Raw genomic sequence first — 11,928 nt, forward strand, 5'->3', positions numbered from 1 at the left:
TTACAATTTATCAATTTTTTCAATTAAACTAGGTATTAATCGTATAGAAGCTATTTCTTTATATTTTTTTCTGAAAGAGTCTGCAGGAGTACCAAAGTAAGATGTATTGCCTGTTAATGACTTACTTACTCCACTTTGTGCAGAGATAATTGCTTTTTTACCAATTGTAATTCCGCTAGTAATCCCTACTTGCCCCCATATAGTTACTTCATCTTCTATTACCACGCAACCTGCAATACCTACTTGTGATGCTATTAGGCATTTTTCACCTATTACAGTATCGTGACCAATATGTACTTGGTTATCTATTTTTGTACCTTCTTTAATTGTGGTATCTCCGCTTACACCTCTATCTATAGTACAGGCAGCACCTATATCTACGTTATCTTCTATCACTACTCTACCTCCAGATTTTAATTGATCAAAACCTTCTGGTCTATTTTTATAATAAAATGCAGAGGCTCCCAAAACAGTACCAGAATGTATAGTGACATTATTACCAATAACCGCATAATCATAAATACTTACATTGGAATGAATTATGCAATTTTCACCAATTTTTACATGGTTTCCTACAAATGTATTAGGTTGAATTGTGGTATTTTTCCCTATTTCTGCTGTTGAAGAAATAGTGTTTTCTGATTTTTGAAAGGGTTTAAAGTATTCTGTTAATTTATTAAAATCACGGAAAGGATCATCTGAAATTAATAAAGCTTTACCCTCAGGGCACTCTACTTCTTTATTAATAAGAATAATAGTTGCTGCCGATTGTAAAGCTTTATCGTAATATTTTGGATGATCTACAAAAACAATATCACCTGGAGTTACTACATGAATCTCATTCATCCCTAATACAGAAAAATTAGGGTTACCTATAAATTCAGAATTGATAATTGTTGCAATTTGCTGAAGTGTATGTGCTTGAGGAAATTTCATATAGTTTTTAAAAATTACTCTTTAATACGTTCTTTGTAAGTCCCTTTTTCTGTTTCTATTTTTATTTTATCGCCTTCATTAATAAATAAAGGGACGTTAACTTCTGCACCAGTTTCTACCGTTGCTGGTTTTGTTGCATTGGTTGCTGTGTTACCTTTAACACCAGGCTCTGTATGAGTAACTTCTAAAATTACACTTGGTGGCATCTCTACAGAAAGAGGTGCGTTATCTTCAGAATTAATAATTACTGTAACTACTTCTCCTTCTTTCATTAAACCTGGAGCATCTAATGCAGTTTCTAATAATCTAATTTGTGTATAATCATCTGTGTTCATGAAATGATAAAACTCTCCATCATTATATAAAAACTGAAATTTATGAGTCTCTACACGAACATCTTCAATTTTATGTCCTGCTGAAAAAGTATTTTCTATTACTTTTCCTGTGGTTACACTTTTTAATTTGGTTCTTACAAATGCTGGTCCTTTACCAGGTTTTACGTGTAAAAATTCAATAATTTTAAAAATATCGTGATTATACTTTATACATAATCCATTTCTAATATCACTAGTACTTGCCATAATTTGTTTAATTAATTTGAAAAATAACCCTTCATAATTCCACGCTTAGAATTTTTAATAAATTCTAAAATATCATCTCTTTCTGGAGTTGCTTCCATTTCTGCTTCAATGATAGTTACTGCTTGTGAGTTATTATAATTTTTTTGATATAAAATTCTATAAATATCTTGAACTTCTCTTATTTTTTCTGTAGAAAAACCTCTTCTACGTAAACCTATAGAGTTAATCCCCACGTATGATAAAGGTTCTCTTGCTGCTTTTACAAAAGGTGGTACATCTTTTCTTACTAAAGATCCTCCTGTAATAAATGCGTGGCTACCAATCATACAAAATTGTTGTATGGCCGTCATCCCTGCTAAAACTACAAAATCACCAACTGTAACGTGCCCCGCTAAGGTACTATTATTAGAAAATATGCAGTTATCGCCTACTAAACAATCGTGAGCTACGTGGCAATAAGCCATGATCCAACAATTGTTACCGATAACCGTTTTCATTCTATCTGAAGTACCTCTATTTACTGTAACACACTCTCTTATGGTTGTATTATCACCAATTATAGTAACGGTTTCTTCATCGTTAAATTTTTTATCTTGAGGAACTGCAGAAATTACACTACCAGGAAAAATACTTACATTTTTACCTATACGTGCTCCTTCCATGATAGTTACGTTAGAGCCTATCCAGCTACCCTCACCAATAACTACATTGTTATGAATGGTTGTAAAAGGCTCAATAACCACATTTTTTGCAATTTTTGCACCTGGGTGTACATATGCCAATGGTTGATTCATAAACTATTTGTCTTTAGATTTTACAATTTGTGCCATTAACTCTGCTTCTGCACAAAGTTTTCCGTTAGCAAATGCGTACCCTTGCATATGGCAAATACCTCTTCTTATTGGGGTTATTAAGTTACATTTAAATACTAAAGTATCTCCAGGAACAACTTTTTGTTTAAACTTAACTTTGTCTATTTTCATAAAATAAGTTAAGTAGTTTTCTGGATCTGGCACTGTACTTAAAATTAAAATACCTCCTGTTTGAGCCATAGCTTCTACAATTAAAACTCCAGGCATTACTGGTGCTCCAGGAAAATGACCTTTAAAGAAATCTTCATTCATAGTTACATTTTTGCAACCAATTACTGAAGAATCTGTTAACTCAAATATTTTATCTATTAATAAAAAAGGCGGACGGTGAGGTAACATATTCATGATTTGATTTACGTCCATTAATGGAGCTTGATTCAAATCTACCTCAGGCATCATATTTCTTTTTTCTGCCTTTATTTTTTTTGCTAGTTTTTTTGCAAATTCTGTATTTACAAAGTGTCCTGGTTTAGTAGCAATTACTTTACCTCTAATTCTTGTACCTATTAAAGCTAAATCACCAATTACATCTAGTAATTTATGTCTTGCTGCTTCGTTAGGGTAATGTAGAGTTAGGTTATCTAGAATACCATTTGGCTTAACTGATATTTCATCTTTACCAAAAGCTGTTCTAAGTTTTTCCATAGTTTCTGCAGAAAGTTCTTTATCTACATAAACAATAGCATTATTCAAATCACCGCCTCTAATTAAACCGTGTTCTAATAAAGTTTCTAGCTCGTGAAGAAAACTAAAAGTTCTTGAGTCTGCTATTTCATCTTTAAACTGAGATAAGTTTTTAATTGATGCATTTTGCGTTCCTAAAACTTTGGTTTCAAAATCTACCATAGTGGTAATTTCGTAAGTAGAAGATGGCATAATTACCAGCTCACTACCTGTTTTTTCATCCACGTATGAAATTACTTCTTTTACAACATATTCTTCTCTTTCTGCATCTAGTTCTACCTTACCTACTTGTTCTAAAGCTTCTACAAAGAATTTAGAAGAACCATCCATAATAGGTGGTTCACTTTGGTTCATTTCAATTAATACATTATCTATTTCTAAACCTACACAAGCAGCCAATACATGCTCTGAAGTTTGAATAGACACTCCTCCTTTTTCTAGAGAAGTTCCTCTTTGTGTATCTACTACATAAGTAACATCTGCAGGAACTTCTGGAGCTCCATCTAAATCTACCCTTTTAAAAACATAGCCTGTATTAGCTTCTGCCGGTTTAAAAGTTAAGGTTACTTTTTGCCCTGTATGAAGACCTACTCCCTCAAGAGTAACTTCTTCTTTAATAGTAGTTTGGTTAATTTTTTCAGCCATTATTGTTTAGCTTTTTTTCTAGATTATGAAGTGTTTTTATTGATTTTGGTAAATTTTTAAAATGTACATAGGCTTTATTATAATCGTTATAACCTAATGCAGGAGACCCTTGTAAAGCTTCTCCATCTTTTACATTTCTTCCTATCCCAGATTGTGCTTGTATTCTTACACGATCTCCGATAGTAATGTGACCAACAATACCAACTTGACCACCAATAATGCAGTTTTTACCTATTTTTGTTGAACCTGCTACACCTGTTTGCGCAGCAATTACAGTATTTTCTCCTATTTCAACATTGTGAGCTATTTGTATTTGGTTATCTAGCTTCACTCCTTTTTTAATCACTGTAGAACCTAGTGTTGCTCGATCTATACTTGTACCAGCCCCTACATCTACATTATCTTCTATTATTACATTACCAATTTGAGGTACTTTATCGTATTCTCCTTTTTCATTAGGTGCAAAACCAAAACCATCTGCTCCAACAATAGCACCACCGTGTATTACACAATTATTACCGATAACAGTTTCTGAATAAATTTTAGCTCCTGCAAAAACCATTACATTATCTCCTATTTTGGTATTATCACCTATATATGCATTTGGATAGATTTTTACATTATCACCTATCACTACATTTTCTCCAATATATGCAAAAGCTCCTATATAGATATTTTCTCCATACTTAGCAGAAGATGCTATATAAGATGGATTTTCTATACCTGTTTTACTGTGTTTTACTTGATTGTAATATTGCAACAACTTAGTAAATGCTTGATAAGCATCTTTTACCTTTATTAAAGTTGATGTAATTTCTTTCTCTGGCTCAAAGTCTTCATTTACAATGCATATTGCTGCATTTGTTGTGTAAATGTACTGAGTATATTTTGGGTTTGATAAGAAAGTTAATGAAGAAGAATGTCCCTCTTCTATTTTAGAAAGTTCTGAGACTTCTGCTTCAGGATTCCCTACAACTTTACCTTCTAAAACCTCTGCAATTTGTTCTGCTGTAAATTTCATTCTGACAAAAATAGAAAAATTTGTTAATCTTTTGGTTTAGGATAGCAGATATAATATTTAACTACTGGTTTTGTTAGCGCTCCCAGGTTAAGTTGATCTGATGCTTTTATGACATCACTCACTTTTCCGTTTTTATAAAGAATATTAATATTCTCTACATCATCTCTATAAGCTAAGTTAGATACGCTACCTTTAAATACAAAGTAGTTTGCTTCTTCTCTACTAATATTATGTTTTTGTTGAAGCTCTTGTAGATGTTTTTCTACTTTATCTACTTCAATAGGTGTTTTTTTTAATTTTACTTTTAATAAATCTCTATTTATAATAGAAGTACAAAGATTTTTTAAGACAAAATCATCACAAGAAACCCATTCTTTCATAGCAGAGACTATATCAAAATCATCTAATTTACTAAAAGTGTGTAGTGTATCGTTGGTAAAGTTTTCAAAATTAATTTCATTTTTCAAGAAAAAAGACAAGGCCTTACTTGCTGGTAAATCTACTCCTTTACTCACTAATTCTTTTGCACGTTTTAAAACTCTGATAAGAAGCTGCTCTGCACCCAAGCTTGTTTTATGTAAATAAACCTGCCAATACATTAAACGGCGTGCTACTAGAAATTTTTCTACAGAATAAATTCCTTTTTGCTCTACTACTAATTCATCATTACTTACGTTTAACATGGTTATTAAACGCTCACTATTTATATTACCTTCTGCTACACCTGTATAAAAACTATCTCTTTTTAAATAATCTAAACGATCTACGTCAAGTTGACTTGCTATTAACTGTTTAAAAAACTTTCTGTGATATTCGCCTTTAAAAATCTGAATTGCCAAAGTTAAACTTTGGTTAAAGTCTGCATTCATTTTTTCCATAAACTGGAGTGAAATCCACTCATGACTTACTCCGCTTACTATACTATGTTCCATTGCGTGAGAGAATGGTCCGTGGCCAATATCATGTAATAAAATAGCTATAAGAAGAGCTTCTTCTTCTTTTTTAGAAATCTCAACTCCCTTAAAACGAAGTACATCTAAAGCTTTTCTCATTAAATGCATGCACCCCAATGCATGATGAAACCTTGTATGGTGAGCTCCAGGATAAACCAAATAAGACATTCCCATTTGAGAAATTCGGCGTAATCTTTGAAAGTATTTATGCTCAATGATATCAAAAATACGTTCGTTTGGAATGGTAATAAATCCGTAAATTGGATCGTTTAATATTTTGAGTTTGTTTCTTTGATTCAAAATGATAGTTTAATAAAAAAACAAATATACATATATGAATAAGATTAAAGTACTTTGGGTAGATGATGAAATAGATTTATTAAAACCACATATTATATTTTTAGAAAAAAAGAACTACGAAGTAACTACTTGCCAAAGTGGTACAGAAGCTATTGAAGTAGTTGATAATCAAAATTTTGATATCGTTTTTTTAGATGAAAATATGCCAGGACTTACTGGCTTAGAAACCTTATCTGAAATTAAAGAAAAAAGAAATAATCTTCCGGTGGTAATGATTACCAAGAGTGAAGAAGAATATATTATGGAAGAAGCTATTGGTTCTAAAATAGCAGATTACTTAATTAAACCTGTAAACCCCAATCAAATTCTTTTAAGTCTTAAAAAGAATTTAGACCATTCGCGTTTAGTTTCAGAAAAAACAACCTCTAATTACCAACAAGAGTTTAGAAAAATAGCGATGGACATGTCTATGATTAACTCTTGGGAAGGCTGGTCTGAGCTATACCAAAAGCTTATTTATTGGGAATTAGAGTTAGAAAATATTGAAGACAACGGTATGTTTGAGATATTAGAATCTCAAAAATCTGAAGCAAACACACAGTTCTGTAAATTTGTAGAGAAAAATTACGTCTCTTGGTTTGCTGGAAATAATGAAGAAGCCCCTATTCTATCTCACCAATTATTTAAAAACAAAATTGTACCAGAACTAAGTGACAAACAACCTACATTACTTTTAGTTATAGATAATTTGAGATATGACCAATGGAAAGCTTTTGAACCTATTATAAATAATTACTATAAAAAAGATAAAGAAAGTGCCTTCTCTAGTATTTTGCCTACAGCAACACAGTACGCTAGAAATGCTATTTTTTCTGGTTTAATGCCATCTGATATGGAAAAACAATACCCTAATTGGTGGTTAAATGACACCGATGAAGGAGGAAAAAATATGCACGAAGAAGATTTTTTAATGGCGCAAATGAAGCGTTTAGGTCTTACTTACAAAACAGAATATTATAAAATAACAAGTTTAAAAAGCGGTAAAAGTTTAGTGCAAAATTTTAAACAACTTAAAGAAAATGATCTTACAGCAGTTGTTTACAACTTTGTAGATATGCTTTCTCACTCTAAAACTGAAATGGAAGTAATTAAAGAGTTAGCCTCTACAGATAAATCTTATAGATCTTTAACAGAGAGCTGGTTTAAAAACTCGCCTTTATTAGAAATGATACAAAAAGCGCAACAATTAGGGTTTAAATTAATTATCACTACAGATCACGGGACAATTAATGTACAAAACCCTTCTAAAGTTATTGGAGACAAAAACACTAGTCTAAACTTACGTTATAAGACAGGCAAAAGCTTAACTTATGAAGATAAAGACGTTGTTGCATCTAAAAACCCTAAAGAATTTCATTTACCTAGTATAAATATGAGTAGCTCTTTTATCTTTGCTAAAGGAGACTTATTTTTTGCTTATCCTAATAATTATAACCATTACGTAAGTTATTACAGAAACACATATCAACACGGTGGAGTATCTTTAGAAGAAATGGTAATTCCTTTTGCTGTGCTTTCACCACGATAAAATTACTATTATGGAAATCACTTATAGTTTAAATGAAATACCAAGCATAGCAGCACAAATTATAAAAGTGTCTTCTTCACATAAGACACTTTTATTTTATGGTGAAATGGGTGCAGGAAAAACAACCTTAATAAAACAAATAACTAAACAACTAGGCTCTACAGATAGAGTTACAAGCCCCACCTTCTCTTTAGTGAATGAATATTTAGCAGATAAAGCTAAAGTTTACCATTTTGATTTTCATAGAATTGAAGACGAAGAAGAAGCCTATGACATAGGTTTTGAAGATTATTTAAATAGCAAACAATGGGTACTTATAGAATGGCCAAGTAAAATTGAAAATTTACTCCCAGCAGAAAGCATAACTATAAGCATAGAAAAAATATCTAATGAAACAAGAAAAATAACAATTAGCTAGCAAAAATCACATGTTAAATAGTGATTTTCAATAAACAAAATACTACACAATTAATTGATTTACAGTTTTTTAAGTTTACTTTAAAATGCAAAGGTACGGCAAACAAAATTCAAAATTTTAACAAATTTGATTCTACATTTGTACCAGAACAAAACGAAAAAACAACTATAACAAACTCTAAAATCAATTATTATGAAATTAAAAAACGCTATCTTCGCAATTGCAACATTAGGATTTTTAGTAACATCTTGTACCCCACAATCAATCGATGAGCACACAACGCAAGACAACATCCAAAACGATGATTTCATCATCGACAAAGGTAAAATCAAAATCCCTACTAACGGGTAGTATTATAGCGTTGCTGATAATTATATCACCATATTTATTTTATTCATATAGAAGTTTCCCAGATACAAAAATCTGGGAAACTGCTATATTTACCTATAAAAGTGGTTTTTATGATGGTGTAAATGTAAGTATGTGGACACTGTTAACTAAATTTGTGCCTCTCTACTTACTTACCGTTTGGTTTTTAACTTGCAAACATTGGTGGTATCATGTTATTTTAATACCAATTGGAATGTATTTATTCCAATTAATCAGTGCACTGAATGATGATATTATATTTTTTGATGAAGTAGAAATCTGGTATCTTATTCCTGTTATGTCTGTTATTGTACCTTTAGTATATTTAATAAGAGCCAAAATTTTTGCTAGTATGCACAACCCTTCTTTAGAAGAAATAGAATACGAGCTTCAAAATAAAAAAAATATATTCTCTCATTTCCGAGACCTTTTCCGCAATTAATAAAGACTCTCTTTTGCTATTCAGAGTTTTTTTTCATTTCTTTAGTTCATTATCTAAAAACTAATGAGCAAGCCAACAACCCCTTTTACCCAAAAAGAACTTCTTCCTCAGGAAGAAATGTTAGAAATACAGAAAAGAAAAGGTGAACTTTTTATAGGCTTACCTAAAGAAACTTCTTATCAAGAAAAAAGAGTTTGCTTAACACCAGATGCCGTAGCTGCTGTTACTGCTAATGGTCACCGAGTTTTAATTGAAAGTAACGCTGGCCTAGATGCCAATTTTTCTGATAAAGATTATAGTGAAGCTGGTGCAGAAGTTACCAAAGACACCTCTAAGGTTTTTGCTTGTCCTATTATTCTAAAAGTAGAACCTCCTTCTTTAGACGAGTTAGAATTAATGAATCCGCAGACTACCTTAATCTCTGCTTTACAACTTAAAACACAAGAGAAAAGTTATTTTCAAAAATTAGCAGAAAAAAGAATTACTGCTTTAGCTTTTGAGTTTATAAAAGATGAAGATGGTACTTATCCAGCAGTAAGAGCTTTAAGCGAAATTGCAGGTACAGCCTCTGTATTAATCGCATCAGAAATATTAGCCAGCCCTAAAGGTAGCGGCTTGATGTTTGGTAATATTAGTGGAGTACCGCCTTTAGAAGTAGTTATTATTGGAGCGGGAACAGTAGGTGAATTTGCAGGAAGGTCTGCTTTAGGCTTGGGTGCTAATATTAAAATTTTTGATAATTCTCTTACCAAATTACGTTGCATACAAACCAACCTAGGTAGACCACTATATACCTCTACGCTACAACCTAAAAATTTATTAAAATCTTTACTAAGAGCAGATGTTGTAATTGGAGCTGTAAGAGGTCAAGATAGATCTCCTATTGTTATTTCAGAAACAATGGTAGAAAATATGAAACCTGGCTCTGTAATTATTGATGTAAGCATAGATATGGGCGGCTGTGTAGAAACTTCTGAAATTACCTCGCACGATAATCCTACTTTAAAAAAACACGGAGTAATACATTACGGGGTACCAAACATCCCGTCTAGATACCCTAGAACTTCCTCAATTTCAATAAGTAATATTTTTACACCTTATCTCTTACATATTGGTGAAGAAGGTGGTTTAGAAAATACTCTCAGATTTGATCGTGGTTTAAGAAACGGTTTGTACTTTTACCACGGAATTTTAACTAATAAATCTGTTGCAGATTGGTTTAATCTAAATCATAGAGATATCAATTTGCTTATTTTCTAATTTTATGAAATTTATACATCGTTTGGGCTACTATTTAGGTGGCTTTAGTATTGGAATAGTTATATTAATATTTTTTTTAAGTGGAAAAAAAACTTCTTGTGACTACGGGCCTAATGCTCGTGTTTTAAAAAATATTAGAAGTAAACACAAAACATATACTAATACTGCAAAAAATCAATTAGAAGAATTTCAATTAGATTCTATTTTTATAGATAATACCCTACAACAGGGAGATGTGCTTTTTGATGAAAGTAAAACCTCATTAGATTCTTGTAATATTTACGTAGTAGAATCAGAAAAAAACAACGCGAAGTATAAAACAAGCTTCCAAAATTGCGACAGCTTAGTTACCATACTAAATATCAGTTATTTAAAAAAATAACATATTTTTTTTAAAATATTCGCTTGTTTTTAAATCAAACTTTTTATTATTGTTTTTATTAAGCGAATAAATTAAGCTATTGATTATGAAACGAGTTATTGTTGATTATAAAAAATTAACTCCAGAAATTTTAGGGATGTTGGTTGAAAAATATCCTGATGGATATGATGATGATCACATAATTGCATTTAAAAATGCAAAAAATGAAACAGTTGAAGCAGTGGAAGTGAAAACTGAAGATTGTATTTATCTAGTTAAAGTAAGTACTAAACTAGAAAATACTATGGCTAATTATGATGAAGATGATTATGAAGATGAAGATTTTAATGAACCTATTGTAGATATACCAGAAGCAGAATCGGGTATCACTCCAGAAGATAAAGAGGAAGAATAAACAAATTACTTAAAGCCCATAAAAAAGCCTTACTCAATTATTAGAGTAAGGCTTTTTTTATTTATTAATTACTAGTATAAAATTTAAGATACAATTTCTGCATAAGCAACATCTTCAATTTCATTTTTCTTCCATACAAAATAGTACAACCACATTAACGTAAAAGTGGGTACTATATCTGTAAAAGGTAGTATTTCTTCAATAAAAACAAGTACAGAAGCTATTTTACCTTTTTTTGAAGGGTACATTTCTTGCATTTTCTTTGCTGCAAATGGCGCCCAAGCAATATCTAAAAAAGGCCCCACTACTGGTATAAAACTACTTAACATACCTATACCATCATAAATTACTGCTTTTAATAACAGTTTATTTTTTAGCTTTTTCATAGTTTAAGTTTATACTAATAGAATTAGCAAAAAACATACCGAAAATAATATTTTGAACTAATCAAACTTCAACTTATCAGAAAAATACTCTTTTAATTTCTTAATTTTCGGATCTATAATATACTGACAATAAGGCTGATTAGGATGATTATTATAAAAGTTTTGATGCTCAAACTCTGCAGTATAAAAAGTAGAAGCTTCCGTTACTTCGGTAACTATATTTCCTTCAAAAATCTCTTCATTTAACTTATTTATTATATGTTGAGCCATTTGTTTTTGATCTTCAAAATGATAAAAAATTGCACTTCTATACTGTGTACCAACATCATTACCTTGTCTATTTAAAGTAGTAGGATCGTGTGTTGTAAAAAATACCATCAACAACTCTTCATAAGAAATTTTAGAAGAATCATAAGTTAATTGTATAGCTTCTGCGTGCCCCGTTCTTCCCTGTACTACTTCTCTATAAGGTGGATTTTTGATTTGACCTCCCGTAAAACCAGATACAATATTACTAACTCCCTCTAATCTTTGAAAAACAGCTTCTGTACACCAAAAGCAGCCATTAGCAAATGTTGCTGTCTGCATATTATCTTTATTTATTTTTCAATAAAAATAAATGAAACATTCTAAAGCACACTATCTAAAATTATAAAGCTTTGTTATAATAGTTATGTTCTTTTAAAATAGTTTATTT

The 11,928-nt window shown here is 31.0% G+C and carries 14 protein-coding genes; 6 read left to right on the top strand and 8 right to left on the bottom strand.

Translation table 11 applies throughout. From position 1 onward, the window contains the following. The 6 genes from BUC03_RS06790 to BUC03_RS06815 are packed head-to-tail and all read right to left on the bottom strand — an operon-like array spanning position 1 to position 5,992. Positions 1-936, bottom strand: a complete 936-nt coding sequence (locus BUC03_RS06790; RefSeq protein ID WP_073149600.1) for a UDP-3-O-(3-hydroxymyristoyl)glucosamine N-acyltransferase — start codon at positions 934-936, stop codon at positions 1-3. A gap of 14 nt (positions 937-950) precedes the next feature. Then, positions 951-1,517 carry an elongation factor P gene (efp, locus tag BUC03_RS06795; protein ID WP_073149602.1) on the bottom strand — a complete coding sequence of 189 codons (567 nt, stop codon included), beginning with the start codon at positions 1,515-1,517 and terminating at the stop codon, positions 951-953. Positions 1,518-1,528: 11 nt separating this feature from the next. After that, positions 1,529-2,311, bottom strand: a complete 783-nt coding sequence (lpxA, locus tag BUC03_RS06800) for an acyl-ACP--UDP-N-acetylglucosamine O-acyltransferase (protein WP_073149604.1) — start codon at positions 2,309-2,311, stop codon at positions 1,529-1,531. A 3-nt stretch (positions 2,312-2,314) separates the two neighbouring features. Then, the gene (locus BUC03_RS06805) at positions 2,315-3,718 is read right to left on the bottom strand and encodes a bifunctional UDP-3-O-[3-hydroxymyristoyl] N-acetylglucosamine deacetylase/3-hydroxyacyl-ACP dehydratase (RefSeq protein ID WP_073149607.1); all 1,404 of its coding nucleotides are present in this window, start codon (positions 3,716-3,718) and stop codon (positions 2,315-2,317) included. Further along, positions 3,711-4,739 carry a UDP-3-O-(3-hydroxymyristoyl)glucosamine N-acyltransferase gene (gene lpxD, locus BUC03_RS06810; RefSeq protein WP_073149610.1) on the bottom strand — a complete coding sequence of 343 codons (1,029 nt, stop codon included), beginning with the start codon at positions 4,737-4,739 and terminating at the stop codon, positions 3,711-3,713. The genes BUC03_RS06805 and lpxD overlap by 8 nt, the downstream gene beginning before the upstream one ends. A gap of 23 nt (positions 4,740-4,762) precedes the next feature. Then, complete coding sequence (locus BUC03_RS06815) at positions 4,763-5,992, bottom strand: HD domain-containing protein (RefSeq protein WP_073149612.1); 1,230 nt, start codon at positions 5,990-5,992, stop codon at positions 4,763-4,765. A 34-nt stretch (positions 5,993-6,026) separates the two neighbouring features. Here BUC03_RS06815 and porX point away from each other — a divergent pair, with 34 nt between their 5' ends. The 6 genes from porX to BUC03_RS06845 all read left to right on the top strand — a co-directional run bounded on the left by porX (position 6,027) and on the right by BUC03_RS06845 (position 10,845). After that, entirely contained in the window at positions 6,027-7,580 is a 1,554-nt protein-coding gene (porX, locus tag BUC03_RS06820) for a T9SS response regulator signal transducer PorX (protein ID WP_073149622.1), read from the top strand. A 10-nt stretch (positions 7,581-7,590) separates the two neighbouring features. Next, positions 7,591-7,998: a tRNA (adenosine(37)-N6)-threonylcarbamoyltransferase complex ATPase subunit type 1 TsaE gene (tsaE, locus tag BUC03_RS06825; RefSeq protein WP_073149624.1), complete on the top strand. Its 408-nt coding sequence runs from the start codon at positions 7,591-7,593 to the stop codon at positions 7,996-7,998. Positions 7,999-8,266: 268 nt separating this feature from the next. Next, positions 8,267-8,809 (top strand): hypothetical protein, encoded by a 543-nt coding sequence (locus BUC03_RS06830; protein WP_234971607.1) that lies wholly within the window; start codon positions 8,267-8,269, stop codon positions 8,807-8,809. Positions 8,810-8,872: 63 nt separating this feature from the next. Beyond that, a complete protein-coding gene (locus BUC03_RS06835) occupies positions 8,873-10,069 on the top strand; it encodes an alanine dehydrogenase (RefSeq protein WP_073149626.1) in 1,197 nt (398 codons plus the stop codon). 4 nt (positions 10,070-10,073) lie between these two features. Beyond that, positions 10,074-10,451, top strand: a complete 378-nt coding sequence (locus tag BUC03_RS06840; protein WP_073149628.1) for a hypothetical protein — start codon at positions 10,074-10,076, stop codon at positions 10,449-10,451. Positions 10,452-10,536: 85 nt separating this feature from the next. Then, complete coding sequence (locus tag BUC03_RS06845; protein ID WP_073149630.1) at positions 10,537-10,845, top strand: hypothetical protein; 309 nt, start codon at positions 10,537-10,539, stop codon at positions 10,843-10,845. Between the two features lie 83 nt (positions 10,846-10,928). Here BUC03_RS06845 and BUC03_RS06850 read toward each other — a convergent pair whose 3' ends face one another. Both BUC03_RS06850 and msrA read right to left on the bottom strand, forming a co-directional pair. After that, positions 10,929-11,231 (bottom strand): hypothetical protein, encoded by a 303-nt coding sequence (locus tag BUC03_RS06850; protein WP_073149632.1) that lies wholly within the window; start codon positions 11,229-11,231, stop codon positions 10,929-10,931. 57 nt (positions 11,232-11,288) lie between these two features. Continuing rightward, positions 11,289-11,819: a peptide-methionine (S)-S-oxide reductase MsrA gene (msrA, locus tag BUC03_RS06855; protein WP_234971608.1), complete on the bottom strand. Its 531-nt coding sequence runs from the start codon at positions 11,817-11,819 to the stop codon at positions 11,289-11,291. Positions 11,820-11,928: the final 109 nt, after the last annotated feature.

The sequence above is a fragment of the Mesonia phycicola genome (genome assembly GCF_900141885.1).
Taxonomy (GTDB): domain Bacteria; phylum Bacteroidota; class Bacteroidia; order Flavobacteriales; family Flavobacteriaceae; genus Mesonia; species Mesonia phycicola.